This window comes from Collinsella sp. LCP21S3_A3 (assembly GCF_052118905.1).
In the GTDB taxonomy this organism is placed as follows: domain Bacteria; phylum Actinomycetota; class Coriobacteriia; order Coriobacteriales; family Coriobacteriaceae; genus Collinsella.
The window spans coordinates 41,568-68,286 of record NZ_JBQKGH010000008.1 but is presented as its reverse complement, the minus strand read 5'-3'; the positions used below and the strand labels follow the sequence as shown (position 1 = coordinate 68,286).

Here is a 26,719-nt window from a genome sequence, read left to right as displayed (position 1 = left end):
CCGGGATATGCCGTTTGTCACGGATTTGCGGGGAGGGGCGGCGATCGCGTCCTTCGTAGATTGAGACACGCGTGGCTACAGATCGCGTACTCGATAAACCTTGGTGCTGACAGTGCAGCTGATTACACATAGTGCGAGCGCCAGTACTGCAGTTCCTGCACACAGACAGCCAAGGACGGTGGGATCGGGATTCGCCCCGGCAATCGACATAAGCCAGTTGCTGATGGGGTTGGATGAGCTCAACGTGGCCATGGCAAGGCATCCGAGCAGGGCAAACAGGCCAACGGATAGGCGCAGCGCCTCCATGTGTCCAAATCGAAAGAACAGCGGCTGCGCCAAAAACACCATCATGAGGGAGATGAGCATCGATGCTGCCGAGGCGATTGCGATTTCAAAGACCGTCTGTCCGGTCGAAGGAATGCCCGCGCTGTTGAAGAGCGGGATGGCGACGATACTCAAAAGCGTGGCGGCGCACGTCATGACGGCCGAGAAGACAACGATGCTCAGGTAGCGTGCGCAAATAATGTCTTTGCGCGTGAGGGGCAGCGTTGCCCTATAGCGCTCCCATCCGTTTTGATTGTCGAAGCCTGCCAGCGAGCTCATGACCATGATAGGCGACATGGCGCTGAGCGCGCAGGCGCCGGCACTCATGCCGGAGTCGCCACCTGACGTGTTGGCGAGGGTCAGCACAACGAATATGAACAGGCCGACGCCCGCTATGCTTGGGACAAGCGTGCGAACGATGGCGAGCTCGGACATAAAGGCGCGTTTCATTTCGAAGCCCCTTTCAGCGTGAGGCGTAGATAATCGTCAATGGTTGCCCGATCGCAGGGAATCTCGGGGAAGGCCTCGAGCGTTTCGCGACGGTTGGGCACGAGCACGTCCACGCTATAAGCGTGGTGGGCGGCACGGGCGCCTTCGACGCAAGCCATAAGCTCGGCGGCCTGCGCTTGGGTACAGTGGGCGATGCCGGCGCGGTCGGTAATGTCCTCGCGCGGCAGGTCAAACACAATCGAGCCGTTATCGATGCAAATGATGCGGTCGGCAGCGCGATCGAGGTCGGACGTAATGTGGCTCGAGAGCAGCACGCTGCGCTGGCCGTCGGCGACAAAGGCAAGCAGCTCATCGAGCAGCTCCTCGCGTGCCATGGGATCAAGACCCGCGGTGGCTTCGTCCAAAACGAGCAGCTTGGCCTTGTGACTGAGCGCACAGGCAAGCTGCAGCTTCATGCCCATGCCGCGGGAGAGGTTCTTGACCTTCGCCTTGGGATCCAAGCCAAATCGGTCGATGAGGCTGGCGAAGGTGTCGTGGCTCCAGGTGGGGTACGCCGGGCTTACGAGTGCCTCAACTTCGGTCACCTTGAGTGTGGAAGGGAAGGGGCATGTGTCCAGCACGAGGCCGACACGAGTGCGCAGACAACGCTGCGCTTCACCGGGCGCGTCGGCGCCGCAGTGCTGCCCAAACAGGTGCACCTCGCCGGCATCGAGCTTTATAAGCCCGAGAGCGGCGCGAATGGTCGTTGTCTTGCCGGCGCCGTTTGCGCCCACAAAGCCAACAATCTGGCCGGGCTCCACGGCGAGCGTGACATCGCGTAGTGAAAAGCGGTCGCTTACAGCGCGTGAGATGCCTTTGAGTTCAAGTAAGTTTTGCATGGTATAGCCTTTCTTGCAGATGGCTACTGCATGGTTTCGGGGGCTACCAGGTCGAGCATTTCGTGCAGTTTGTCGCGCGTGACGCCCAAGGCTTCGGCTTGGCTTGCCGCTTTCGCAAGCAGGTCTTCGATATGGCAGAGTTGGTTTTCGCGCAAGAGCTCCTGGTTGCCCTCGGCGACAAAACAGCCCTTGCCCTGCACGGTGCAGATAAACCCGAGTTGCTCTAGGTCGGCGTAGGCGCGCTTGGTGGTGATGACGCTCACACCCAGGTCGCTCGCGAGTGCACGGATGCTGGGGAGTTTGGCTCCCGCAGCGAGCGTGCCCGATAAGATCTGAGCTTTGACTTGCGAGGTTATCTGCTCGTAGATGGGCTTGTCGCTCGAATTGGATAGGATGATGTCCACAGCGGCTCCTTAGCTGTTGGGCTACACGTGTATATAACCGGTAAGCACAGTATATATACACTATGCACAGTTATGCAAGAGGTAAATAGGGATTGTCCGCTCGTTCATTCATCTCAATCTGTAACATCTGGAACCGATTTGGACGGCTACCTGTTACAGATTGAGATTTTGCTGGTGGGCCCCACCTGGCTGTCTCAATCTGTAACAACTGGAGAAGTTTTTGGCTGCTAGATGTTACAGATCGAGATCTTTCTGGGACGCCCACCTGTTTGTCTAAATCTGTAACAGGTAGAGGTTCAAAAACCGTCTAGATGTTACTGATCGAGACAAACTGCTGCGGAGTGCCGTCATCGACTGCTACACAGGCCCCAACTGATGAATTTGTCCTGATAGGCGCCCTAGAGCGGAATTTCGCGGCTACAATAGTACGGCTACAACGACGTAATGCACTCAATGCAAGAAAGGATCCGCATGGCAAGCCTGTCGGATGAAATCTCGTCGCGCCGCACATTCGCGATCATCAGCCACCCGGATGCCGGTAAGACCACGCTTACCGAGAAGCTGCTGCTCTATACCGGCAGCATCCAGACCGCCGGCTCGGTCAAGGGCAAGAGCTCGGCCAAGCATGCCGTCTCGGACTGGATGGACATCGAGAAGGAGCGCGGCATTTCCGTCACCTCCTCGGTGCTGCAGTTCACTTACAACGGCGCCTGCGTCAACATCCTCGATACCCCCGGTCACCAGGACTTTTCGGAGGATACCTACCGTACCCTTATGGCCGCTGACGCCGCAGTCATGGTCATCGACGGCGCCAAGGGCGTCGAGGCCCAGACCAAGAAGCTCTTTAAGGTCTGTACGCTGCGCCACATTCCCATCTTCACCTTTGTGAACAAGCTCGACCACGAGGCTCGCGATCCGTTTGAGCTCATGGAAGAGATCGAGAATGTCCTGGGCATCAATACGTATCCCATGAACTGGCCGATTGGCAGCGGCCGCAATTTCCGCGGCGTGTTCGATCGTCAGACCCGTCGCGTCATTGCCTTTGAGGGCGACGGTCACGCCAACGCCACCAAGAAGGTCGCCGAGGTCGAGGCCGAGCTGGGCGATTCTTCCATGGATGAGCTCATCGGCGAGGAGAACCATAAGAACCTGATGGACGACATCGAGCTGCTCGATGGCGCCGGCGACGAGCTCGACTTGGATGCCGTGGCCTGCGGTAAGCTGAGCCCGGCGTTCTTTGGCTCGGCGCTTACCAACTTTGGCGTGGAACCCTTCCTTAAGGAGTTCCTGCGTCTGGCCCCGACGCCGCGTGCCTATACCGATACGCTTACCAGTGAACCGGTCGATCCCTGCCGCGACGACTTTAGCGGCTTTGTGTTTAAGATCCAGGCCAACATGGACAAGAACCACCGCGACCGCATCGCCTTTGTGCGCATTTGCTCGGGTAAGTTCGAGCGCGGCATGGATGCCTTCCACGTGCAGGGCAACCGCAAGCTTAAGCTTGCCACGGGCACGTCGATGATGGCCGACGACCGCGCCATCGTGGACGAGGCGTACGCGGGCGATATCGTGGGCCTGTTCGACCCGGGTATCTTTAGCGTCGGCGACACCGTGTGCTCCGGCAAGCGCCACGTGCAGTATCCACAGATTCCGACGTTTGCTCCCGAGATGTTCGCTCGCATTACGCAGGTCGACACGCTCAAGCGCAAGCAGTTCGTCAAGGGCATGGAGGAGCTTGCCCAGGAGGGCGCCATCCAGATCTTCCGCGAGCTGGGTGCCGGCATGGAGAGCGTCATCGTGGGCGTGGTCGGCGTGCTACAGTTTGAGGTACTCGAGCGCCGCCTCAAGGCCGAGTACCGTGTTGAGGTTCGTCGCCAGCCGCTGCCCTATACGGACATTCGCTGGATCCAGAACGACCCCGACACCATCGATATCCCGGGCCTTTCGCTCACGCGCGACACGCTGCGCGTCGAGGACATGCGCGGTGGCAAGCTGTTGCTGTTTACGAGCCCGTGGAACGTGGATTGGGCAACCGACCACAACCCCGACCTTATCCTGTCGGAGTTTGGCAATGTAGTCTTTTAACGCATCGGCGCGGTGGCCCTGCGGGGCTGCCGCGCTGCCTGCTTGCCTGATGCCGCGTGAGCGGCTATCATGCCCACCGTCGCCTCAAGACCGGGGCGTCCGAGCAGTTCGGGTCCGATATCCTGCTCGTTAAACCTAAAACCAAAGGAGTACATAATGATCAAGAAGGTCATGGAGGACTACAAGGTCCTGTTGCGGAGCATTCCCGCGGCAACGGTTTCGCTGTTTTTCGTGAGCGTTATCATGATGAACCTGCTGGCCAACAAAGAGCTCATCAGCCTGCCGTATCTGGCACTCGATTGCGGCTTTGTGGTGAGCTGGGTCTCGTTTTTGTGCCAGGACATGATCTGCAAGCGCTTTGGCGCCAAGGCATCCATCAAAATCTCTATCCTCGCACTGGCGGTCAACCTTGCCGTGAGCCTGTGCTTTTGGGCGTGCTCGCTCACACCCGGTATGTGGGGCGCCTACTACGACACGGGCATGATCGAGGTCAACACCGCCCTTAACGCCACCATCGGCGGCACCTGGTACGTGGTGCTGGGCTCTTCGCTGGCAATGCTCGCTTCTGCCGTGGTTAACTCCACGCTCAACCAGTCGCTCGGCCGTATGCTCAAAAAGAATAACTTTGCGAGCTTCGCCTTCCGCTCCTATGTGTCCACGGGTGTTGGCCAGTTTATCGACAACCTGGTCTTTGCCATTGTGGTGAGCCACACTTTCTTTGGTTGGACCTGGGTGCAGGTCCTTATGTGCTCGCTGACCGGCGCTGTCGCCGAGCTGCTGTGCGAGGTCTTCCTGAGCCCCGTGGGCTACAAGGTCGTGCGCGGCTGGGAGCGTGAGAATGTGGGCGCCGAGTACCTCAAGCGTCACGCAACCGCCTAAGGAGCAAGTATGCGGGTTTTGATTACGGGCGCTTCGGGCGGTATCGGAGCCGCGTGCGTGCGGCGCTTTTTGGACGAGGGCCACGAGGTCGTGGGCTTTGATCTGCTGCCGGCGGCGATCGAACACGAACGCTACCGCCATCTGGTCGTTGATGTACGCGAGCCTGACTCGTTTCCAGGCGACCTTGAACCCCAAGTGATCGTGAACGTTGCGGGTACGCAGGATTCGGTCGACGATATCGCCGCCAACCTGCGTGGCACCATCAACGTGACCGAGCGCTACGCTTTTGTGGGGGAGGGGCTTGTCGCCAAGCCGGCGCCCGCCATCAAATCCGTGGTCAATGTGGGGTCGGCGAGCGGGCATACGGGATCGGAGTTTCCCGCCTATGCTGCCAGCAAGGGCGGCGTTATCGCCTACACCAAGAACCTTGCAAACCGCCTGGCACCGCAGGCCATCGCCAACAGTGTGGACCCGGGTGGCGTTATCACGCCGCTCAACCGTTGCGTGATGGAAGACGAACACCTGTGGAACCAGATTATGGAGCTTACACCGCTTAAACGCTGGGCAACCGCCCAAGAGATCGCCGAGTGGATCTACTTTGTGGGCGTGACCAACCGGTTTATGACCGGGCAGAGCCTGCTCATTGATGGTGGCGAGGCCGGCCGCACACAATTTATTTGGCCCGAATAGGAAACGCGCCCGATGGAAAGCCGTCGGGCGTATTTTTGATGTATCGATTTTTAGCCGAGACAAGTCCAGTTGACGGGGGTCGAGCCGTGCTGTTCGAGTAGCCGATTGGCTGCCGAGAAGGGTCGCGACCCCATAAAAGCGGGGAGTTCTGCCGTGGCACGGTTGGCCGAAAGCGGCGAGGGGTGCGTGGAGGCAAGGCAGAACTTGCCGGTTGTTTTGCCCGCGTCGATTGCGGTGAGCTTGCCCTCCACCATCTGCTGGGCAAAGCGGCCCCATGCCAAAAAGACTACCGGTTGGGGTAGCTGGCAGCAGCGTTCGATAACGTAGTCGGTGAGCGTACTCCAGCCCAGCTTGGCGTGTGAGTTCGCGGCATGCTCGCGCACGGTAAGCGTAGTGTTGAGGAGCAGGACGCCCTGTTGTGCCCATGGCGTCAGATCTCCCGTGGCGGGAATGGGACAACTCAGATCGGCTTTGAGTTCCTTATAGATGTTGCGCAGGCTTGGCGGCAACTTGGTTTGCGTCGCGGGGACCGAGAACGATAACCCCATGGCCTGGTTGGGTCCGTGATAGGGGTCTTGGCCCAAGATGACAACTTTGACCTGGTCGGCCGGCGTGTAGGCGAGGGCATTGAGGATGTCGTCTTGTGCCGGGTAGATGGTCTGCTCGGCACGTAAAAGGGCGATGCGCTCGAGCAGCTGGTCCGTAGTGTCACGTACCGGCTGCGGAGCATCGCCCAACCAAGTTGCTATGTTGCGGTCACGAGTTGCGGTGTCCATGGAGCTCCTTTATGGCAAATGCTATGTTGGCATCTATTGTAAAGGCGCACCGGTTGCCTTTATGCCGCGGCTGTATGAAGAGCGGGGTCTACGAGACGTGCTCGGGCACTCCTGCCATATGAGCGCGTCCATGTGCGCGGAGGTGCGGAAGCTCGACGGTTGCCGCCATGACGCCGGTGAGGATGAGAGCTGCACCCAGGAAGGCGATGGGGCTCAGGACCTCGCCGACTAGGAAGAACGAAAAGACGGCGGAGCAGACTGGCTCGAGCGAGAAGGCAAAGCCGGTGGTCTCGGCGGGCACGTGGGGCTGCACGAGCGTCTGGGTGATAAAGCCGTAGGCAGAGCAGATGAGTGCGAGTGCGACGACGACCACGACCTCGCCCGGCGTGCCGGGGAGTGTGAAACCGCCAAAGGTGAATGCGGCGATGCCCGAGAATAAGCCGCCGAAGCCCAGCTGCCAAACGCCCAGAGCAAGCGGATCGACTTCTTCGACAAAGCGCTTGGCCACGATAATGTGGCCGGCATAGACAAAGGCGGAGAGCAGCATGATGAGCGCGCCCGGGTTCAGGCTGGTGAAGTCGGCGCCCGAGAGCAGCAACATACCGCAGGTGACGATGGCGGTGCCGACGAGCACTTTGCGCTCGGGGGCGCGGTGCAGAAGGGCGGCGTTGGCAAACGGCACGATCACGACCGTCAGGCTCTGCAAAAAGCCGGCAGTGGAGGCAGAGGTGAGGCTGGAGCCCAGGCATATGCAGGTGAGCTCGGTTGCCATGATGGCGCCGATGATGGCGGCACGGACCATAAGGTCGCGGTTAATGCGCAACGCGCGCTTGTGGAAGAGCAGCAGGCAGGCCACAAAAGCGATGATGCAGCGTAGCGCGACGATACTCGTGGCGTTCATGCTGTCCATGCCGATCTTCATGAGGGGATACGAAAAGCCCCATGCGACGGGAACGGAAAATGAGAGCGCGATTGCTTTTTTGCGATCCATGGGACTCCTTTTGTTGCAGAACGGTTTCGTAACAAGGATTCTGCTCCCAGATTTGGATGTAGTAAAGCGAATGTATCTTCAGTATGATTAAGAAATGCTAATGTCATTAGGAAAAGCACTGGCAAAACGTTTTACGGCTGCATTGTTGTGGAGGCACGATGGCGTCGCGGTATCAGATTGTTTGTATGGTGGTCGATTGCGGCAGCCTTAAGGGCGCGGCGGACGAGCTGGGCTATACGCAAAGTGCGGTGAGCCAGGCCGTCAAGGCACTCGAGCGCGAGCTGGGTACCACGCTTATCGAGCGCGGTAAGCAGGGCGTTTCGCTTACGCGCGACGGTAAACAATATCTGCCGTATCTGCGCCAGATTGTGACTGCCGAGGCTGAGCTCGAGGGCAAGCGCCAGGAGCTGCTGGGGCTTTCGTCGTCCGATATTCGCATCGCGACGTTTACCAACGTGAGTCGAACCGTGTTACCGCGCGTGATCCGCGACTTTGGGGCGCTGCACCCGGGCGTACGCTTTACCCTCAAGCAGGGCGACTACACGCGCAACGCCCAATGGGTGCACGACGGCGTAGTGGATTTTTGCTTTACGGCACGTGGGTTTACCGCAGGGCTCGAGAAGCGCGTGGTCTATCACGACGAGTTGGTGGCACTGTTGCCTGTCGCGCATCCGCTGGCGGCAAAGGAAAAAGTGACGCTCGCCGACCTGGCTTCCGAGCCGTTTGTGCTGCTGGATGAGGGCGAACAGAGCCTGGTGCTCGATGCATTCGCGGCGCATGGGCTGTCGCCGCACGTGACGAGCGAGGTGACCGACGACTACACCATCATGGCGATGGTGGAGGAGGGTCTGGGCGTGAGCATGCTGTATCGCCGTACCGTTGAGGGCATGCAGGCCGATATTCGCGTACGTCCCATCGTGCACGCCCCCTCGCGCGACGTAGTGGCGGCCTGGCGCAGCTGGGACACCATGCCTATCGCCACGAGGCGCTTTATCGACTATATGAGCTCGCATATTGTCAATTAATGACTGGCGTGACGTTGAGTGCGGTGTTTAGCAGGCTGTCGCTTTGGCTTGGGTGGCGCGATAGGTGCGTGCCGGGTGGCAGAGTAGTACCGCCACGACCATAAAGAACGCCGTGGTGCCCAGGCTGATGGGGTAGACCATCATGATGTTCGCAAAGGTGCGGAAGTGCGGGAACACGCAGAATACCCAATAGAAGCGGATGCCGCAGACGCAGATCATGGTGATAAGGGCGGGTATGAGCGAGATACCAAAGCCGCGCAGGTAGCCGGACATGTTCTCGTAGAACATGCTAAAGGCATACGCAGGGAAGATCGAGCACACGCGGATATAGCCGATCGAGACGATGTTGGGATCGCTGTTGAACAACGACAAGATCTCGCGCCCCAGGCCGACAATAACAATAATCGTGGTGAGCGCGACGATACCGCCTTCGACCAGGCAGACCTTAAGGGTCTTAGTGCAGCGGTCGATCTGGCGGGCACCGTGGTTTTGCCCCACAAAGGTGGTGCAAGCCTGGCTAAAGCTGTTGAGCAGGTTGTAGCACACGTACTCCAGGCTCATGGCGGCGCTCGAGGCCGCCATGACCTCGGTGCCCAGGCTGTTGATGGCGGACTGGATGATGATGTTGGCGACGGCAAAGACGGCGCTTTGGATGCCGGCGGGCAGGCCGATCTTGACGATGCGCTTGAGGGCGACGGGGTCGATAGCAAGGTCGCGCGGGGTGACGCGGACGACGGAGTCGGTCTTGAGCAGGCGGATAAAGAGTGTAGCGGCGCTGACGGTGTAGGCGATGACGGTGGCGATGGCGACACCCGCGACGCCCCAGTGGAGTACGGGGACAAAGATGAGGTCCAGGCCAATGTTGAGGACGGTGGACACGGCAAGCGCTTGCAGCGGCATGCGGGTGATGCCGACGGAGCGGAAGATCGCGGCCTCAAAGTTGTAGAGCAAGATTGAGGGCATGCTGAGCAAAAAGACGCGTAGATAGAGCGAAGCGAGCGGCATGGTCTCGGCGGGAACGTTGAGCGCGGCGAGCATGGGCTCGGCAAAGATCTCGCCCAGAGCGATGACGACAAAGCCCACGAGCGCCATTAAAATCGAGGTATGGACGGCGCGTTTGACCATATTCTGATCGTTGCGGCCGATAGCGTTGGCGATGACCACGTTGGAGCCAAGCGACATGCCAATAAACAGGTTGAGCATAAGGCTGGTAAGCGGAACATTGGAGCCGACTGCCGCCATGGCGAGGGTTCCCTGGTCGCCCGAGAAGTTACCGATAATGACCGTGGCGATGAGGTTTGACAGCTGCTCCAAGATGCTCGTGGCGGCCACGGGCAAGGCGAACAGGGGGATATTGCGCCACAGTGAGCCGGTGGTCATGTCGATGTGCTTAGATGCGGTATCAGCCATACGCTCTCAATCTCTAACGTGCTATTTCGTGCTTATTTGCGCAGACGATGATACTCCTAATCACCTAGTCATTGGGGGCGTTCTTAAACGACTAGTCATTCAAGAACGTCCCCAATGACTAGGTGGGGAAGGCGTGCGACAATGGTATACGTTGTGTTGTTCGCGCTAAGGAGTTGCCATGTTGTTGTGCCCCGTTTGCCATGAGCCGTTGGTGGACGACGAGCGCGGTGCTGCATGCGCGGGCGGACACCGGTTTGACCGTGCGCGCGAGGGTTATCTATATCTGCTACGTTCGTCCAAGAGCGGCGACTCCATGGGCGATCCCAAGTCGCAGGCACGCAGCCGTCGTGACTTTTTGAACCGTGGCTACTATGCGCCGCTGCGCGATGCAATGGTCGAGCTGGTGCGCAAACGGGTTTCTGGGCGTGCTGCGTCTACAGGCGGTCCCATGACGCTGCTCGATATTTGCTGCGGTGAGGGTTACTACACCAGCGCCATGGGCGCGGTGCCGGGCGTGGACGCTTATGGCTTTGACCTGGGCAAAGAAATGGTACGCCTGGCCGCCAAGCGCGGCGATGCGACCTATTTTGTGGCCAACATGAAAGACATCCCAGTGGCCGATGGTGCCTTCGATATGGTGACCGAGCTCTTTGCTCCCTTTAACGAGCGCGAGTTTGCCCGCGTGTTGGCGCCGGAGGGTTCGCTCTACACCGTGGTGCCGGGTGCCCGTCATCTCTTTGGGCTCAAGGAGGTGCTCTACGACACGCCGTACCTCAACGACGAAAAGCTTCCGAAGACGATGGAGCTTAAACTGGTCGGCACACAGCGGGTGTCCGCGAATATTACGCTCCAGACCCAGGCCGACATCGAGGCGGTGTTCCAGATGACGCCGTACTACTACCGCACACGCCCTACCGACAAAGAGCGCCTGGCAAACCTGGACACCCTTAAAACCGACATCGACTTCATCATTGCCGAGTACCACCACAGCTAACCAACCTGCCAAAAAGGGACAGGTTTATTTTGGCAGGTTTTATCTGGGCAAATGTAAAGGGCCGACCGCGTTACTGCGCGATCGGCCCATGTTAGTTGCTTGGCTGCAGGGGTTATGAGAAGCGAGTGCCTACAGGCGGTCCTTGTTCTCGGCCTTAACGGCGTGCGCCTGCTGAACAAAGAACAGGTCGTAGACCACGATGACAAAGGCACCGATATTGACGGCGCTGCCGCCGAGTGCGGGAAGCGTGAGCACGGCCTGCGCAATCGTGGCGATTGCGGCAACGATGCCGAGCTTAAACGCGCTATCCACCTGCGAGGGCTTGTTGGCGCCCTTGATGCCCGCAACACCTGCGGAAAGATCGACAATGCCCTTGACGACAAGCACGACCGCGGCGAGCATGGCGTTCGACCCGTACGTGGAATCGAGGCTGCCCCTGGCGATACCGATGCCGGCGATGACGAGGCTGGCGATGCCCAAAACAAAGTAGATGAGGGCAAGGATTTTGAGAGTCTTGCGAGCGGAGCTCATGGCTGGTCCTTTCGATACGAGTACGCCGATCTGGCGTAGCCCATGTGCTGCACATATGGTGAAGCACATTGTAGTTCAACGCAGCGATGCGTGCGCCTGAAAGCGCTTTGAGCCCGCGCAGCCCAATTCGACCTTTCAAAAAGGAAAGCTGGACGTAAGCCAAATCGATGGCAGCTCATGTGCGGCGCTGCGATGATGAGACCGTAACAAGGAGCTGTTCTTAAGGAGGAGCCATGATGTACGGAGCAGGGCGAGTGCATGAGCCGCGGTCGTTGGGAAGGCGCATGGGCGATTCTGTGATCGCTGCCGTGTGCACGGGATTGATGGCGGTGCTTTGCATTGGGATGCTGTGGGCCATGTCGCATGTGGGACAATAGCGGACGGTTGGGTGCTGGCATAAACGGCGCTCACGTATTCATTTTGCTTGTTAAGGAGTACCCATGGGCGTCGTCGATCCCTTTTCTGTTGCTCGGGCCGCGGGGCTTGAGCTGATCGGGAAGTCCGCGGGCCTCACGCTCACCGACGGCACGATGGAGTTGCGTGCCGATTTTGGCCGCATGCTGCCACGGCTCAAACAGGGCCGTCTGCAGCAAGAGCTGTTGGTAAAGGCTGCGCGCGCAAAAGGCGTCGAGTGCCCATGGGCGATTGATGCCACGGCAGGCTTTGGCGAGGATTCGCTGCTGCTGGCGGCTGCGGGCTTTACCGTCGATCTGTATGAGCAGGATTGCGTGATCGCGGCGCTCCTCAAGGATGCCTTGGATCGCGCGGCAGATAATCCGGCGCTTGCGACTGCCGTGGCCCGCATGCGCTTACATGCGGGCGAGGACAGCATTGCCGGCCTTCACCATATAACTGAGTTGATCGGGCAGGGCGAGCTCACCGCTCCCGACGTGGTGTATCTGGACCCCATGTTTCCCGAGCGCACAAAGAGCGCGGCGGTTAAAAAGAAGTTCCAACTCTTGCATCATCTGGAACAGCCGTGTGCCGATGAGGAGACGCTGGTCGAAGCTGCGCTTGCGGTGCGCCCGCGCAAGGTCGTTATCAAGCGGCCGGTGAAGGGGCCGTTGCTTGCCGGCGTTAAGCCGAGCTATCAACTTGCGGGCAAGGCCGTTCGTTACGATGTTTTGGTGCCGCCGCGCCCGTAGCTTGCGTGCGATGGTTGGCGCTCCGTCAGTGTCGTGCCGATGCGGGGTCTATTTCCAAGGGTGCGACGTCAGGTGCCAGCCGCCGCAGTATTCGCATTTGTAGCAGGCCAAACCACGCCGCCCGCGGTTTTCGCAGTCGGCCATAACGGCCTCGGCCTCGGCGCGTGTGTCGTAACGGTTTTTGCGCTCGCACGACTTGTAGCGCCAGGCTTCATCGCGCTCGGCGTTCAGGGCGTCGCGGCGCTCGTCCTCGCGCGCAAACAGGTCGCTCATAGCGCCACCGGTGGCAGCGCCCAAAAACTCGCTTTTGGCCTTTGACCAGGCGGCTCGCTTTTTGCTTCCCATCTGCTTCTCGTCCCTCTTCAAACGCTGGTATCATTGCTCAATCAAAGTGATACCAATAAACGTGAGGTCGCCGCGTGATGATCAGAAAAACCCTCGATACCGACATTCCCGCCGTCATGGCTATCTATGACGCGGCCCGTGCCTTTATGCGCGCGCATGGCAACGCCACGCAGTGGCCCGAGGGCACGCCTTCTGCCGAGCAGCTGGCTGCCGATATCGCCGCCGGTGGTAGCTATGTGTTCGAAGTCGACGGCCGCGTGGTGGCGACGTTTGCCTTTTTACCGGGCCCGGACGAGTGCTATGACGTAATTGAGGACGGGCAATGGCGCAGCGACACTCCGTACGCCGTGCTGCACCGTGTGGCGTCCGACGGCACCGTGCACGGTATCGCGGCTGCGATGTTCGCCTTTGCCAAAGAGCGTGCCGACCATCTGCGTATCGATACGCATCGGGACAACCTGCCCATGCAGGGCGCGAGTATTAAAGCGGGGTTTGAGCGTGCCGGCGTCGTATATGTGTCGGACGGCACGCCGCGTGTTGCGTTTGACTGGCTGCGCGAGGCATAAGAGCGGGGGCGCGTATCTACGCTCCATGTAAGCGAAAATGGCCCCGGGTGGGGCCATTTTTGATCGCTGCGCTGTTTTGCAAGGTGGTAGATGTCGCTCGCTGTCGGCTCTAAGGCACCTACGCTCGGGGCAGCTCGCTTCCGCAGTGCCAACACTTGGTCGCGCCTTCGTGCACCTCTTCCAGGCAATACGGACAGACGGGCGCCGGTGCGGCTTCCTCGGCGGTGGCACCGGCGAGCCTGTCGCCGATTTCCTGCGCCTTGTTGAATGCCTTGACGATGGCAAAGACGATTGCCGCCACAATCAAAAAATTGATGCACGAGCCGATAAAGGCGCCAAAGTCGATATTAGTGCCCGGCACCACCAGCCCCGAGATCTCGGTAGCGCTACCGCCGGCAATCACGGAGATAAGCGGGTTGATGATGTTATCGGTAAGTGAGGTCACGATGGCGGTGAATGCGCCGCCGATAATCACGCCGACGGCCATGTCCATCACGTTGCCGCGATTGATGAATTCCTTGAACTCGTTGAGCAATGTCTTCATGGTGACTCCTCGCTGTTGTGGGGTTCGCGTTGTTGCCGCCCCGGATGAGCTCGGGCAGGCAAAAAGGGGAGGTGCCGGCTTTCGCAAGGCGCGAACCTACGAAAATCGCCGCACGGCAACGCGGGGCGATGAGCTCGGTCGGGGGATAGGGCCCGCTTCGCCCGCCGGCCCGTAAATTGTATCATCCAGTGTGGAATGAGAGCGCCCGTTTCCGCGTGCGACGGGCTTGCAATAAGAGGAGAGCCATGTCGAAGCAAGCGGTCGTTGGAATCTTGGCGCATGTCGATGCTGGCAAGACCACGCTGGCCGAGGCCATGCTGTTCAATGCGGGTCGCATTCGTAAGCGCGGCCGCGTGGACGATGGCGATTCGCATCTGGACACTAACGCGATCGAGCGCGAGCGCGGCATTACGATTTTCTCGTCGCAGGCCGTGCTCGACCACGGTGATACCCGCGTCATGCTCGTGGATGCACCGGGGCATGTCGATTTTTCTGCCGAGGCGGAGCGCACGCTGCGCGCACTCGACTACGCGATTTTAGTTGTGGGCGCCAACGACGGCGTGCAGGGGCACACCGAAACCCTGTGGCGCCTGCTTGCACGCTATGACATTCCGACGTTCATCTATATCAACAAAATCGATTTGGAGAATCCCGGCCGCGATGTTTTGCTGGCACAACTTGGGCGGCGTCTTTCCGAAGGCTGCCTGGATGCCAACGAACTGCTGGAGGGCGGCGCCGTTCAGGAGGACGCTGCAGCGTTGGACGAGGCGGCGCTCGAGGAGTTTCTTGAGGCAGGTGAGCTTTCCGTCGCAACGCTGTCGCGCATGGTTGCCGAGCGCAAGCTCTTTCCCTGCTTTGCCGGCTCGGCGCTCAAGGACCAGGGCGTGAGCGAGCTGCTGGATGGCATATGCGCGCTGATGCGCGAACAGATATGGATTCCGGAGTTTGCCGCGCGCGTCTATCGTGTCAGCCGCGGGGATCGCGGCGAGCGTTTGGCATGGGTTAAAGTGACCGGCGGCACGCTGTGTGCAAAACAGATGATCAGCGGACGTTCCGGTGCCGAGGTATGGGAGCAGAAGGTAGATCAGGTGCGCATCTATAACGGCGAAAAGTATGAGCTTGCCCAAGAAGTTGCTGCTGGCGGTATTTGTGCCGTGACGGGTCTTGCGCACGTTCGCCCAGGGGACGCCTTGGGTGCGGAGCCCGTGTGTGATGCGCCCGTCATCGCTCCGGTCCTCACCTATACGGTGCTTCCGGGTGAACACGATGTCCATGCGGTGTTTAAAGCGCTGACTGAGTTGGCGGACGAAGATCCCATGCTCGGCGTAAGCTGGAATACTCATCTGGAGCAGATTCACCTGCAGCTGATGGGCGCCGTGCAACTCGAGGTCGTGCAGCGGGTGTTGGCCGATCGCTTTGGCCTTTCGATTTCGTTTGAGCCCGGCGGCATTCTCTATAAGGAGACCATTTCGCAGCCGGTCGAGGGCGTGGGCCACTTTGAGCCGCTGCGCCACTATGCCGAGGTGCATCTGCGCCTAGAGCCGTTGCCGGCGGGTTCGGGCGTGCAGTTTGGCACCGTGACTTCGACCGACGAGCTCGATCTTAACTGGCAGCGTCTGGCGCTCACCAACGCCATGGAGCGCGATCACCTGGGCGTGCTGACCGGCTCGCCTATCACCGATGTGCGCATTACGCTCACAGGTGGCCGTGCGCATGCCAAACACACCGAGGGCGGCGACTTTCGCCAGGCCACGTACCGCGCGATTCGCCAGGGGCTCATGCAGGCGCGTGAGGCCGGCGCGGCGGTGCTGTTGGAGCCGTGGTATCGCTTTGAGCTCGAGGTGCCGGGGGAGTGTGTGGGCAGGGCGTTGTCAGACGCCACGCGCATGGGTGCCGAGTACGAGCCGCCGACGATGGCGGGCGAACGGGCGAAGCTTGTGGGTCGCGTGCCGGCATCCGAGGCGCAGGATTATGCGCTGGAGGTGGCCGCCTACACGAGCGGTCGCGGGCATCTGTACCTGGAGTTCGCCGGTTATGCGGCATGCCATGATGCCGAGCGCGTCATCGAGACGGCCGCCTATGAGCCCGAGGCCGATCTACCCAACACGCCCGACTCGGTCTTTTGCTCTCACGGCGCCGGCTACACGGTCAAATGGTACGACGTGCCCGCCGCGGCGCACGTAAAGGTCGATCCCGCCACCTTCCGCCCCTGGCGAGCGGCGGACGTCGAGTTTTTCGGCCATAGGTGATGGAGGGTCAGTCTCTTTGTCGCATCCTGTTGGTATAACTCGGTATAAGTTGGTATAACTGTTACCAGGGTTTGCCAATCCGAGGAGGCCGACATGAATCCAAATCCCTTTAAGCCCACGGCTGGCAAGCGGCCTCCGATACTCATCGGCCGCGAGTCGGTCATCGAAGATTTCGAGGAAGGGCTCGATAACGGCGCCGGAGCTCCGGGCAGGCTCATGCTCATTACGGGAAACCGCGGCTATGGCAAAACGGTTCTCTTGCGGGAGCTGCAGCGTTTAGCTAGCGAGCGCGGATGGGCGGTTGTCTCTGATTCCGCCTCGCTTGGCCTATGCGACCGCCTGGCCGATGCGCTTCGCTCGAATATGTCGGTTGCGACGTCAATGGAGTTCGGGCCGTCACTTGGCCGGATGTCGGTCGAGGCGGCGCGGGCAAAAGGCGAGACGTTGCGCGGGTTAGTCAACGAACGCCTCAAGAAACTCGGGCCGGGAAAGGGCTTACTGTTTGCGATTGACGAGGCCCAATCGGCATCTATCGAGGAGCTGGCGGCGCTGGCCGTTCTCTATCAGCAGGTGCTCGGAGACCAGGATGCTACGGGCTTGCCCGATAGCGACCAGCACGGTCTTGCGCTGGTTTTTGCCGGCTTGCCCAGCATGGTTGATGACTTGCTCGAAGAGCCGATCGTAACGTTTTTGCGCCGCGCCCAGCAGCGTACGCTGGGTGCGATTTCTTTGCCCAAAGTGCGCGATTCATATATCCAGACGGTCAAAGGCACTGGTCTTTTCGTTGATGCGGAGACGGCGGACCTTGCGGCGCACAAGAGCATGGGGCATCCCTATATGGTTCAGCTGGTGGGATATTACATGTGGAGGTCTGCTGTCCGGCGTGACTCGCGGGTCATTGAAGTGTGCGATGTCGAGGCTGGCTACGCGGATGCCATCTCCGAGTTCTATGAAGCAGTGGACGCTCCCTTGTATTACGGGTTGCGCAGTCCGCAGCGCCTCTTTACCGAGGTCATGGCGGCTGATGGGGGCAAGCCGACGCGCATGGCGGCCATCATTGAGCGCTGCGACCCACCCAAAGCTGAGCGAGCAAATATCGCGCAAGCCTGATTCGCGAGCGCGTCATCGAGGCTGCCGGATACGGTCTCGTCCGGTTTACCGTGCCCATGCTGGGCGAGTGCATCCGCGACCGCGTTTTATGGCATGAGTAGGGTGATAAAGGTGACGGAACAGAAGATGAGCCCGCAGGCTATAGAGGTACGTGGCGCGCGTGTGCACAACCTCAAGGACATCGATATCGATATTCCGCTGAGAAAGCTCGTGGGTATTGCTGGCGTATCGGGTTCGGGCAAGAGTTCGCTGGCACTGGGCGTTCTTTACGCCGAGGGCTCGCGTCGCTACCTGGAGGCGCTTAGCACCTATACTCGCCGTCGTCTGACGCAGGCCGAACATGCCCAGGTGGACGAGGTGCTGCACGTACCGGCGGCGCTCGCATTGCATCAGCGCCCCAGCGTGCCGGGTGTGCGCTCGACCTTTGGTACCATGACCGAGCTCAACAATAGCCTGCGTCTGCTCTTTAGCCGTTGCGCCCATCACGTGTGCCCGCACTGCGGGGCGCGCGTGGAGCCGAGCCTTAACGTGGCCGCGGGCCTGTCGCTCACGTGCCCCGAGTGCGGCCGTGAGTTCTACGCGCCGGGTGCCGAGGACCTTGCCTTTAACAGCGGCGGCGCGTGTCCCACCTGCGGCGGCACCGGTGTCATGCGCGAGGTGGACGAGGCGAGCCTGGTGCCCGACGAGTCCAAGACCATCAACGAAGGCGCGGTGCTTCCTTGGGGCACGCTCATGTGGGATCTGATGAAGCAGGTGGCAGGCGAGATGGGTGTGCGCACCGACGTGCCGTTTAACCAGCTCACGCCTCAAGAGCGCGACAGTGTGTTTCACGGTCCGGCGGTTAAGAAGCACATTCTCTACGTTCCCAAAAACGGCGAGGGCGCCACGCCGCTCGACTTTACCTATTACAATGCCGTCTATACCGTCGAGAACGCGCTCGCCAAGGTCAAAGACGATAAGGGCTTAAAACGCGTGGCGCGCTTTTTGCGCGAGGGGCCATGTCGTGACTGTGGCGGCACGCGCCTCTCCGAGGCTGCGCGCCAGCCCCAGATGCGCGGTATCAATCTGGCGCAGGCCGCGGCCATGACGCTGGGCGAGGCGATTGAGTGGGTGCGCGGGGTGCCCGCATCCTTGCCGGCCGAGATGCGGCCCATGGCGGCGGATATCTGCGATTCGTTTTTGAGCGCGGCCCGTCGCCTGGTCGATCTGGGTCTCGACTATCTTTCGCTCGATCGCGCCGGCGCCACGCTCTCCACGGGCGAGCGTCAGCGCGTGCAGCTCGCCCGCGTGGTGCGCAACCGATCGACGGGCGTGCTCTATGTGTTGGACGAGCCTTCGATTGGCTTGCATCCTGCCAATGTTGATGGTCTGGTAGGCGTGATGCGCGATCTGGTTGATGACGGCAACACCGTGGTTGTTGTCGACCACGATACACGTGTGCTGGTGGAAGCCGACTATCTGGTCGAGATGGGCCCCGTTGCCGGAGCAGGCGGCGGTAATGTGATTGCCGCTGGCACGGTGGACGAGGTCGAACAATCGCAGGGCAGCCGCATCGCCCCGTTTTTGCGCGCAGACCCCAAGCGTATGCGCCCGCAGGTGACTGACGACGAACTGTTCGATCAGGGCCACATCCGCATGGCAACCGATGCCATCCATACCGTCAAACCGCTCGAAGTCGATATACCGCGCGGTCGCCTTGTCGCGGTGACGGGCGTTTCGGGTTCGGGTAAGACGACGTTGGTGCTCGAGACACTCATCCCGGCGCTTAAGGCCCAGGCAGCTGGCGAGCGCCTGCCAAGCCATGTGCGCTGGGTCGACGCCGAGGGCATCGCACACGCAAACCTGATTGACGCTACACCTATCGGCGCCAACGTGCGCTCGACGGTAGCGACCTATGCCGACATCCATGATGAGCTGCGTCGCGCTTTCGCCCGTACGCCCGAGGCCAAGGCAGCCGGCTACAAAGCGGGTGCCTTTAGCTACAACACTGGCGCCTTGCGCTGCCCTACGTGTGACGGCACGGGCTCGATATCGCTCGACGTGCAATTTTTGCCCGACGTCGAGATCATCTGCCCAGCATGTCGAGGCTCGCGTTATGCAGACGCGGCTTCGCATATCCATCGCGAGGGCAAGGACGGGAGCAAGCTTACGTTGCCGCAGCTCATGGACATGAGCGTGGACGAGGCTCTCGACGCCACGGTGGGGCTCAAGAAGGTTCAGGCGCGCTTGCTGACCTTGCACGACCTGGGCTTGGGCTATCTTACACTCGGTGAGCCCACGCCGGCGCTTTCGGGCGGCGAGGCGCAGCGTTTAAAGCTTGCGAGCGAGATGGGCCGCGTGCAGGACGATGCCGTATTCGTATTCGACGAGCCCACGATCGGCCTGCATCCGCTCGATGTTCAGGTGCTGCTGAACGTGTTTGACGGCCTCGTCGCCAAGGGCGCCACGGTTATCGTGATCGAGCACGATCTCGACCTTATCCGCAATGCCGATTATGTGATCGACATGGGGCCGGGCGGTGGCGATGCGGGCGGGCAAGTCGTCTGCGCCGGCACTCCGGCGGATATCGCTGCTTGCTCCAAGAGCATTACCGGCCGCTACCTATAGGCAAAGCGACAAAGGGGCAGCCCTTTGTCGCTTTGATGCCAAAACCAATTTCTCAAGGGTTAGAGGGTTTGAAAATCTACCATTTCTACCCCGTCTCCAAATGGCAGGTTTGCTACATGCCGGCAAAGCCTGTCTGGCGCAGGGCTTCGTAGAGGACGATGGCGGCGCTGTTGGAGAGGTTGAGTGCGCTGATGCGGTAGTCGTCCGGATTGACGAAGTTGCCGCAGATATCCTGCCGAAGGATGGCCTCATGGCCGTCCTCGGTATGTCCGAGTGATTCCTCGTGGGCTTCCCATGCCTCGGCGTTGCCAAGCGAATCGCAATCGCGCAGCATGGGGATGCGCTCGCAGCGCTCGGGCGCCGCGGCGAGCAGCTCCTCGGGAATGCCCGAGCTCTCGCTGCCAAAGACCAAATAGTCGCCGTCACGGTAAGTGCTTTGCGCATAGGTTCGGCGTGCCTTTTTGGTCAGCAGATGCAAGCGGTCGTCGGCGGGGGAGAGGTCATTGCGCGCAAGGAAATCCTCCCAGCTGGCATAGGTCGTCACGTCCAAGTTTTGCCAGTAGCCCAGGCCGGCGCGACGCACCGTTTTGTCGTCGAGCGAAAAGCCCAGTGGCTCCACCAGATGCAGGCGGGCGCCGGTGACCACGCAGGTACGGCCGATATTACCCGTATTGGCCGGAATCTCGGGCGCATACAGCACGATATTGAACATGAATCTCCTTGGCATAGAACGAAAAACCACCACGAAGGGTACCTTCGTGGTGGTTTGGCGGTTACGTGGGCGGAAAACGCCCACTTGGATAACCTAAGCGCGGTGCCAGTCGGTCAGGCAGGCATCGAGGGCGGCGATGAGCGCATCCTTGTCCATGTGACGGCCAATGATGCACAGGCTCGTCATGCGGTCGCCCGTCTCGTCGTCCCAAATCTGCATGATCTCGGGGTTCTCGTCGATGATCTTCTGCTTTTCGCCCTCGGGCGCCGAGTCAACGAACAAGCCGTTCTCCATCAGGCGCATATGGCGTCCGGCCTGCTCGAACATGTAGCACATGTCCGGATCGCCGGTCTGCCACAGCGGACCCTTGACGCGAATGACCTCGTCGGGCCACTCCTGCTCAACAAAATCGGTGAACTTCTGCAGGTCAAACGGCTTACGGCGCGAGTACACAAAGGTCTCGATGTCGTACTCGAGCACCTCGGGGTCGTCGTGCTCCTCGGGATGCTCCATGGCCTCGATCCAGGCGGCGGAGTTGTAGGCGCGCATAAAGTCGAAGCGATCGGTATCGAGCAGCTCCTCCATGGGGACCTCGCCGTTTTGAGCCTCGACAATCACGGCGTCCTTCTGCAGACTGCGCACGATGGCCTTGAGCTCGGCGATCTGCTCAGGGCTCACGGTATCGGTCTTGTTGAGGATCAGCGTGGAGCAAAACTCGATCTGCTGGATGAGCAGGCTCTCGATGTCGTCCTCGTCGATATCCTCGGCCAGCAGGTCGCGACCGCCGTTGAACTCGTCGTACATGCGGGCGCAGTCGACCACGGCAACGATGTTGTCGAGCGCGAGCTTGGGTTCGCCGCCCACTTTGGCCTCGTCGCAGAAGCTCGAGATGGTGTAGGCGATGGGGATAGGCTCGCAAATACCGGAGGCCTCGATGATGATGTAGTCGAACTTGCCCGAATCGGCAATGCCCTGCAGCTGGTTGGCCAGGTCGTCCGAAAGCGTGCAGCAGATGCAGCCGTTGGTGAGCGGGATGAGGTCGTCGGTCTCGGAAAGGCCACCGTCGGCGATAAGGCTGGCGTCGACGTTGATCTCGCCGATATCGTTGACGATCACGGCGGCGCGGATACCGCCGTCGTTGGCGAGGATATGGTTGAGCAGCGTGGTCTTGCCGGCACCGAGGTATCCGGTAAGCATGATGATCTTCACGGGCTTGTTGGGCATGTGCCCTCCTTTGTTAGATATGGCTTACAGCTGAATCTTATGCCAAACGCCTGCTCTTATACCCACGCGCCGGCAAATAACACAGGCTACTCCCAGGCTCCCCATACATCGGGGCAATAACCGACGGTGGCCTTTTTGCCGTTGCGCACGATGGGCTCGGCCAGTACCTGCTGATTCTCGAGCAGCTTATCAAAGCGCTGGCTGGGAGTGAGGTGCTGGATAAGTGCGAGTGTCTCCTCGTCCTTGGCTTTGGGGTTGAGCAGCTTGTCGATGCCGCCGACCGCCTGCATCACGCTCGTGAGCTCGCCTTTGCTCATCTCCTTTTCCTTAAGGTCAATAAACTGCACCTTAATGCGGCGCTCCTTAAAATAGCGCTGGGCCTTCTTGGTATCGAAGGACTTTTTGGTGCCGAAGATTTGCACGTTCATGTATCTGTTCCGCCGTTCTAACGAACGGCGGTCACCTCGACGCTGCAAAGCCATCTGATGGGCAATCTGCCTTTCAATCGTCGGGCGCGGGCAACAGCCCAGCGCCCTCCTCTTTCAAGGCACCTTGCCTCATCAGCTGGCTTTTCGCTGACATTGATAGAACATCGAGGTGACCACCGCTGGACTTATCGAATGAAGTTGGTGCGCTCGCGATCGACTTCGGGCGCGCTGATGCCGGCGGCCTGTCCTGCTTCGATACATTGCAGGAGCCAGGCCATGTTCTTGCCGATGTTGCGCATGGTGGCAAGGCCCTCGGCATCCCCATCGGCGTCGCCGGGCACGCGACCAAAGACGTTGTTCCAGTACGTGGAGGCGACTACGGGCATCTGGTTGATGGTGAAGTACTTGTTGAGCACATCGAAGGTGGTCGACGTGCCACCGCGACGGGCGACAGCGACCGCGGCGCCGGGCTTGTGCGCAAAGGCGTGCCCGCCCGCATAGAAGGCGCGATCGAGGGCCGAAAGGATGCGTCCGCTGGGGTGCGCATAGTAGACGGGTGAGCCAAAGACAAAGCCGTCTGCCTGCTCAGCGGCAGCGATGAGCTCGTTCACCACGTCGTCGTCAAAGGTGCAGCGACCGCCAAGCTTGCCGCACTGGCCGCAACCGATACAATCGCGAATGGGCTTGGCGCCCAGCTGAAACACCTCGGTATCAATGCCTTCGGCATTGAGCTGCTCGGCGACTTCGGCGAGTGCGCGGGCGGTGTTGCCGTTTGCCTTGGGACTGCCATTGACCAAAAGAACCTTCATCACAAACTCCCTCTGCTGTCGGTGACTTCTGCGGAGGATTATCTCACGTTGCGTGCGATGACGTTGGCATGGTGCGGGCGATGTTTATCCCGCAACGTTCTTAAGGGCGTTCATGCCTAAGGCCATCTAGGGGCATTGCGGTACGGCATGGGGAATGCATTGGGAAACGTTCGATAAATGCTTATAAACACGTTTTTGACGGCATACGTTGACAGATATACTTGTTGAGTTCAAAAGCATGGGAACGGAGATGGTTGCATGGCACAGCCGGAGACATCACACACAGTGGGGCTTGCGCTCGAGGGAGGCGGCTACCGCGGTATGTATACGGCGGGCGTGCTCGACGTTTGGATGGAGCACGGTTTGACCTGCGATCATATGGTGGGTGTCTCGGCGGGCGCGGCGTTTGGCTACAACTTTAAATCGCGCCAGATCGGCCGCGCCATTCGCTACAACAAAGCCTATTGTGCCGACAAGCGCTATGCGAGCGTGACCAGCTGGCTGCGAACCGGCGATATGTTCAATGCCGATTTTGCCTATCACGAGGTGCCTATCGAGCGCGATCCCATCGACTTGGAGGCGTATCGCGCCTGCCCCATGCGATTTACGTGCGTGTGTACCGATATCGAGACGGGCAAGGCCGTCTATCACGATCTGCCGTATGGCGACGAGCGCGATATCGAGTGGATTCGGGCATCGTCGGCGATTCCCGTGGCGACCAAGCCCGTCTGGATTGATGGACATCGATATCTGGATGGCGGTGTGGCCGATTCTATTCCCAGCGCATGGCTGTTTGCGCAGGGGTATGACCGTAACATCGTGGTGCTGACGCAGCCGGCGGGCTTTGTGAAACAACCCAATAGCTTGATGCCTATGCTGCGCCGCGTATTTCGCCGCTATCCAGAGTTTGTCGCGGCGCTTGAGCACCGGCACGAGGTTTATAACGCCACGCTCGATGACCTGACGCGTCGCGAGGCCGGCGACGAGGTTTTTGTGGTGCGTCCGAGCGAATCGGTGAAGGTGCCATCGCTGTGTCGTGAGCCAGAGGAGCTCGAACGTATCTACCAGGTCGGTCGGCGTGATGCGGAGGCCACGTTGCCCGCACTAGAGGTGTATCTGGCAGGGTAGAGCCACGGTCGCTGACTCGGCGGAAAGTGCATCTCAGAATGAGCCTTCGAAATGGGGCATAGTTTCCCATGGAGACCGCTCGGGAAAGCGTGCCCCACTTTTCGGCCGTAGTTTGGGACACAGTTTCCCGTTGGGCGGATTTCGGAAAGCGTGTCCCAGAATTTGCGCCCAGAACGGGATACAGTTTCCCAGACGGCGGATTCCGGAAAGTGCATCCCGGAATCTACGTCTAGACTGGGACACAGTTTCCCGCTGACTCTCTATATGGAAAGCGCATCCCAGAATGGAGGTCCAAACTGGGATGCGCTTTGCGCTATTGAAGATATGAGGCTGCGAATCAGCTGCTCGGCCTATGCCTATGCCTGCTGCCAGGTGTCGACAAGCTCCTTGGCTGCGACACGGGGGTCGTCAGCGCTGCAGACGGCGCTCACCACAAAGAAGCCGTCGACGCCGGTGGCCTTGAGCTGCGGCAGATCGGCTTTTTTGACGCCGCCGCCGACCACGATGGGAACGGGGCTTGCCTCATGGAGCGCGGCCAGGTCCTCAAAGCTCTTGGTGATGATGGAGCCATCTGCCGCGCGTCCACAGTCGCGCTTGGTCTCGGTCTCGTGGAGCGGGCCGATGCCCAGGTAGTCGACTAGGCTCATGTCGGCGGTCTTGACGTACTCGAGCATTTCCTCGCAACGGGCCGAAAGGCCCACGATGGCATCGGGGCCCAGAAGCTTGCGGCAGACCTCGACGGGAATATCGCTCTGGCCCACATGCACGCCGTCGACGGAGATACCCTGTTCGCGTGCGGCGAGTACGCAGTCCAGACGGTCGTCGATAAGCAGGGCGACCTTGCCGGTCTTGCCGGCGCGAGCGATAGCCTGCGCGGCGTCGCCCGTCAGCGCGATGATCTCGCGGGCACTTGCCACCTTGGAGCGCACCTGGATGCAGGTAAAGCCGGCATCGAGCGCCTGCGCTACCACATCGCCCACGGGACGTCCCAGCGTGTTTTCGGGGCCGAGTACCAGATAGGCCGAGATATCAAGGTTGTCGCGGATGCTCATCGTGCTTCCTCCTGCTTTTTGATCTGCGCTTCCATGCGCTCGAGTTTGCCGGTCATGGTGTCGGTAAAACCGGGTCGAATATCGGCTTTGAGCACGACTTCGGTGCGGATGCCCTTACTTGCCAACACAAAGGTTGCATCGCGTACGACCTGCATGACCTCGTCCCAGTCGCCCTCGATCTCGGTGAACATCGAGGTGGTGCGGTTGGGAAGGCCGCTCTCGCGAATGACGCGCACGACCTCGGCGACCTCGGCGGACAGCTCGTCGCCTGTGCCGCACGGGGCGATGGCTACGGCGACGAGCGTGTTCATGTCGGCAGCGGTTGCGGGTTCGGACATGGCTTATGCCTCCTCGAGCTCGAGGTGGTTATTCGCAATATCCTGAGCGGTCGCGCGGTAGAGTTCGTCGATAAAGGCGACCTTAAAGCTTGCCGGGGCATCAGCGACAGCGGCGGCACGCGTGCCGGCAACGTTGTAGACAGCGGTACCGCAGATGGCTGCCGTAAACGGATCGGCGGCGCAAGCGTACACGGCCAGGACGCCGCCCTGCGAGCAGCCACAGCCGGTAATCTTGGACATGAGCGGGCTGCCGCCGTGGGACTTGGCCACGGTCGTGCCGTCGGTAATCAAGTCGACTTCGCCCGAGACCACTACGGCGCCGCCGGTGTAGCGGGCGAGTGCCACGGCAGCGCCGCGGGCGGCGTCGACCGTATCGGTAGTATCGACACCGCGCACGCGGCTCAGGTCAGCCGCCTCGCCTTCAAGACCCCACAGGCCGGCGAGCGCGATGATCTCGGAGGCGTTGCCGCGCACGATGGCAGGCTTGTACTGCTTGAGCTCGTTTACCAGCTGGGTGCGCAGGCTACCGATGCCCAGGCCCACCGGATCGAGCACCCAGGGTTTGCCGGCGTCGTGCGCCGCTTTGGCTGCACGGGGAATCGTCTGCTCGTAGATGGGGAAGAGTGTGCCCATGTTGAGATAGATGGCGCCGCCGCCGGCAACGAGCGCCTCGCCCTCGTCGGGCAGATAGACCATGGCGGCCGAACCGCCTACGGCGAGCTGCGCGTTGGCGACAAAGTCGATCGTCACCGTGTTGGTGATGGAGCCGGCCATCGGGTTGGTGGCGCGAATCTCCTCCACGGCCTTGACCACATTTTGTTTAAGCTGTTTCGAATCAATCACTGCACATGCCTCCTTGGCATAGAAAAGGGGCGCTGTGCATAGACAGCGCCCCTGTAAAGGCGGCATGCTCCCTACGCCAGCATTAACTGACAGGTTCAAAGGATTGGGCCCCATGCCCTCTCAGCCTTGTGGTTTGCACCGCCGGCACTCCCGCATCGAATCTGTTGTTCCCTATACTAGCG

27 protein-coding genes and 1 riboswitch are annotated in these 26,719 nt (G+C 60.3%); of the genes, 11 read left to right on the top strand and 16 right to left on the bottom strand.

The window, feature by feature from the left end:
• Nucleotides 1-75 precede the first annotated feature (75 nt).
• Genes ACTQ0H_RS05830 through ACTQ0H_RS05820 form a run of 3 tightly spaced genes read right to left on the bottom strand, consistent with a single transcriptional unit; the run spans nt 76 to nt 2,056 of the window.
• Nucleotides 76-774, bottom strand: a complete 699-nt coding sequence (locus ACTQ0H_RS05830) for an ABC-2 transporter permease (RefSeq protein WP_441547915.1) — start codon at nt 772-774, stop codon at nt 76-78.
• Nucleotides 771-1,652 (bottom strand): ABC transporter ATP-binding protein, encoded by an 882-nt coding sequence (locus ACTQ0H_RS05825; protein ID WP_441547914.1) that lies wholly within the window; start codon nt 1,650-1,652, stop codon nt 771-773. Before ACTQ0H_RS05825 ends, ACTQ0H_RS05830 begins: the two co-directional genes overlap by 4 nt.
• Nucleotides 1,653-1,675: 23 nt before the next feature.
• On the bottom strand, nt 1,676-2,056 hold the full coding sequence (locus tag ACTQ0H_RS05820) for a GntR family transcriptional regulator (protein WP_370450620.1): 381 nt from the start codon (nt 2,054-2,056) through the stop codon (nt 1,676-1,678).
• Between the two features lie 471 nt (nt 2,057-2,527).
• Here ACTQ0H_RS05820 and ACTQ0H_RS05815 point away from each other — a divergent pair, with 471 nt between their 5' ends.
• The 3 genes from ACTQ0H_RS05815 (at nt 2,528) to ACTQ0H_RS05805 (ending at nt 5,710) form a co-directional block, all read left to right on the top strand.
• Nucleotides 2,528-4,141, top strand: a complete 1,614-nt coding sequence (locus ACTQ0H_RS05815; protein WP_427719358.1) for a peptide chain release factor 3 — start codon at nt 2,528-2,530, stop codon at nt 4,139-4,141.
• Between the two features lie 156 nt (nt 4,142-4,297).
• Entirely contained in the window at nt 4,298-5,020 is a 723-nt protein-coding gene (locus tag ACTQ0H_RS05810; RefSeq protein WP_441547913.1) for a VUT family protein, read from the top strand.
• A 9-nt stretch (nt 5,021-5,029) separates the two neighbouring features.
• A complete protein-coding gene (locus tag ACTQ0H_RS05805; protein WP_441547113.1) occupies nt 5,030-5,710 on the top strand; it encodes an SDR family NAD(P)-dependent oxidoreductase in 681 nt (226 codons plus the stop codon).
• A gap of 50 nt (nt 5,711-5,760) precedes the next feature.
• Here the strand turns inward: ACTQ0H_RS05805 and ACTQ0H_RS05800 are convergent, their stop codons facing one another.
• Nucleotides 5,761-6,486: a uracil-DNA glycosylase gene (locus ACTQ0H_RS05800; RefSeq protein WP_441547912.1), complete on the bottom strand. Its 726-nt coding sequence runs from the start codon at nt 6,484-6,486 to the stop codon at nt 5,761-5,763.
• An 88-nt stretch (nt 6,487-6,574) separates the two neighbouring features.
• Nucleotides 6,575-7,477: a DMT family transporter gene (locus tag ACTQ0H_RS05795; RefSeq protein ID WP_441547911.1), complete on the bottom strand. Its 903-nt coding sequence runs from the start codon at nt 7,475-7,477 to the stop codon at nt 6,575-6,577.
• A 158-nt stretch (nt 7,478-7,635) separates the two neighbouring features.
• On the opposite strand from ACTQ0H_RS05795, the gene ACTQ0H_RS05790 reads away from it, so the two are divergent.
• A complete protein-coding gene (locus ACTQ0H_RS05790; protein ID WP_441068590.1) occupies nt 7,636-8,502 on the top strand; it encodes a LysR family transcriptional regulator in 867 nt (288 codons plus the stop codon).
• Nucleotides 8,503-8,529: 27 nt separating this feature from the next.
• Here the strand turns inward: ACTQ0H_RS05790 and ACTQ0H_RS05785 are convergent, their stop codons facing one another.
• On the bottom strand, nt 8,530-9,912 hold the full coding sequence (locus ACTQ0H_RS05785) for an MATE family efflux transporter (protein ID WP_441547910.1): 1,383 nt from the start codon (nt 9,910-9,912) through the stop codon (nt 8,530-8,532).
• A 178-nt stretch (nt 9,913-10,090) separates the two neighbouring features.
• Between ACTQ0H_RS05785 and ACTQ0H_RS05780 the strand changes: the two genes are divergently transcribed.
• A complete protein-coding gene (locus ACTQ0H_RS05780) occupies nt 10,091-10,906 on the top strand; it encodes a putative RNA methyltransferase (protein ID WP_441048522.1) in 816 nt (271 codons plus the stop codon).
• Between the two features lie 129 nt (nt 10,907-11,035).
• Here the strand turns inward: ACTQ0H_RS05780 and ACTQ0H_RS05775 are convergent, their stop codons facing one another.
• Nucleotides 11,036-11,437 carry a hypothetical protein gene (locus tag ACTQ0H_RS05775; RefSeq protein WP_427728325.1) on the bottom strand — a complete coding sequence of 134 codons (402 nt, stop codon included), beginning with the start codon at nt 11,435-11,437 and terminating at the stop codon, nt 11,036-11,038.
• A gap of 440 nt (nt 11,438-11,877) precedes the next feature.
• Between ACTQ0H_RS05775 and ACTQ0H_RS05770 the strand changes: the two genes are divergently transcribed.
• Nucleotides 11,878-12,582, top strand: a complete 705-nt coding sequence (locus tag ACTQ0H_RS05770; protein WP_441547909.1) for a class I SAM-dependent methyltransferase — start codon at nt 11,878-11,880, stop codon at nt 12,580-12,582.
• 48 nt (nt 12,583-12,630) lie between these two features.
• Here ACTQ0H_RS05770 and ACTQ0H_RS05765 read toward each other — a convergent pair whose 3' ends face one another.
• On the bottom strand, nt 12,631-12,927 hold the full coding sequence (locus ACTQ0H_RS05765) for a hypothetical protein (protein WP_427747514.1): 297 nt from the start codon (nt 12,925-12,927) through the stop codon (nt 12,631-12,633).
• Between the two features lie 77 nt (nt 12,928-13,004).
• On the opposite strand from ACTQ0H_RS05765, the gene ACTQ0H_RS05760 reads away from it, so the two are divergent.
• Nucleotides 13,005-13,493, top strand: a complete 489-nt coding sequence (locus tag ACTQ0H_RS05760; RefSeq protein WP_154517003.1) for an N-acetyltransferase — start codon at nt 13,005-13,007, stop codon at nt 13,491-13,493.
• Nucleotides 13,494-13,611: 118 nt separating this feature from the next.
• Here ACTQ0H_RS05760 and mscL read toward each other — a convergent pair whose 3' ends face one another.
• On the bottom strand, nt 13,612-14,037 hold the full coding sequence (gene mscL, locus ACTQ0H_RS05755) for a large conductance mechanosensitive channel protein MscL (protein WP_441547908.1): 426 nt from the start codon (nt 14,035-14,037) through the stop codon (nt 13,612-13,614).
• A gap of 245 nt (nt 14,038-14,282) precedes the next feature.
• Here mscL and ACTQ0H_RS05750 point away from each other — a divergent pair, with 245 nt between their 5' ends.
• From ACTQ0H_RS05750 to ACTQ0H_RS05740, 3 genes are all read left to right on the top strand, one after another.
• The gene (locus ACTQ0H_RS05750; protein ID WP_441547907.1) at nt 14,283-16,286 is read left to right on the top strand and encodes a GTP-binding protein; all 2,004 of its coding nucleotides are present in this window, start codon (nt 14,283-14,285) and stop codon (nt 16,284-16,286) included.
• A 93-nt stretch (nt 16,287-16,379) separates the two neighbouring features.
• On the top strand, nt 16,380-17,396 hold the full coding sequence (locus ACTQ0H_RS05745) for an AAA family ATPase (RefSeq protein WP_441547906.1): 1,017 nt from the start codon (nt 16,380-16,382) through the stop codon (nt 17,394-17,396).
• Between the two features lie 93 nt (nt 17,397-17,489).
• Nucleotides 17,490-20,003, top strand: a complete 2,514-nt coding sequence (locus ACTQ0H_RS05740; RefSeq protein WP_441547905.1) for an excinuclease ABC subunit UvrA — start codon at nt 17,490-17,492, stop codon at nt 20,001-20,003.
• A 112-nt stretch (nt 20,004-20,115) separates the two neighbouring features.
• Here ACTQ0H_RS05740 and ACTQ0H_RS05735 read toward each other — a convergent pair whose 3' ends face one another.
• The 4 genes from ACTQ0H_RS05735 to ACTQ0H_RS05720 all read right to left on the bottom strand — a co-directional run bounded on the left by ACTQ0H_RS05735 (nt 20,116) and on the right by ACTQ0H_RS05720 (nt 23,176).
• A complete protein-coding gene (locus ACTQ0H_RS05735; protein ID WP_441547904.1) occupies nt 20,116-20,715 on the bottom strand; it encodes a tRNA (cytidine(34)-2'-O)-methyltransferase in 600 nt (199 codons plus the stop codon).
• Between the two features lie 93 nt (nt 20,716-20,808).
• Nucleotides 20,809-21,939 carry a GTP-binding protein gene (locus tag ACTQ0H_RS05730; protein WP_441547903.1) on the bottom strand — a complete coding sequence of 377 codons (1,131 nt, stop codon included), beginning with the start codon at nt 21,937-21,939 and terminating at the stop codon, nt 20,809-20,811.
• Between the two features lie 86 nt (nt 21,940-22,025).
• Nucleotides 22,026-22,367, bottom strand: a complete 342-nt coding sequence (locus ACTQ0H_RS05725) for an arsenate reductase family protein (protein WP_055252194.1) — start codon at nt 22,365-22,367, stop codon at nt 22,026-22,028.
• A 185-nt stretch (nt 22,368-22,552) separates the two neighbouring features.
• Nucleotides 22,553-23,176: a flavodoxin family protein gene (locus ACTQ0H_RS05720; protein ID WP_441547902.1), complete on the bottom strand. Its 624-nt coding sequence runs from the start codon at nt 23,174-23,176 to the stop codon at nt 22,553-22,555.
• Between the two features lie 258 nt (nt 23,177-23,434).
• Between ACTQ0H_RS05720 and ACTQ0H_RS05715 the strand changes: the two genes are divergently transcribed.
• Nucleotides 23,435-24,304: a patatin-like phospholipase family protein gene (locus tag ACTQ0H_RS05715; RefSeq protein WP_427719865.1), complete on the top strand. Its 870-nt coding sequence runs from the start codon at nt 23,435-23,437 to the stop codon at nt 24,302-24,304.
• Nucleotides 24,305-24,660: 356 nt separating this feature from the next.
• Here the strand turns inward: ACTQ0H_RS05715 and ACTQ0H_RS05710 are convergent, their stop codons facing one another.
• The 3 genes from ACTQ0H_RS05710 to thiM are packed head-to-tail and all read right to left on the bottom strand — an operon-like array spanning nt 24,661 to nt 26,537.
• A complete protein-coding gene (locus ACTQ0H_RS05710) occupies nt 24,661-25,356 on the bottom strand; it encodes a thiamine phosphate synthase (RefSeq protein WP_441547901.1) in 696 nt (231 codons plus the stop codon).
• The gene (locus ACTQ0H_RS05705; RefSeq protein ID WP_427719764.1) at nt 25,353-25,694 is read right to left on the bottom strand and encodes a thiamine-binding protein; all 342 of its coding nucleotides are present in this window, start codon (nt 25,692-25,694) and stop codon (nt 25,353-25,355) included. The genes ACTQ0H_RS05710 and ACTQ0H_RS05705 overlap by 4 nt, the downstream gene beginning before the upstream one ends.
• A 3-nt stretch (nt 25,695-25,697) precedes the next feature.
• Nucleotides 25,698-26,537 carry a hydroxyethylthiazole kinase gene (gene thiM / locus ACTQ0H_RS05700; protein WP_370450622.1) on the bottom strand — a complete coding sequence of 280 codons (840 nt, stop codon included), beginning with the start codon at nt 26,535-26,537 and terminating at the stop codon, nt 25,698-25,700.
• Nucleotides 26,538-26,588: 51 nt separating this feature from the next.
• Nucleotides 26,589-26,699, bottom strand: a riboswitch (TPP riboswitch).
• Between the last annotated feature and the right edge of the window lie 20 nt (nt 26,700-26,719).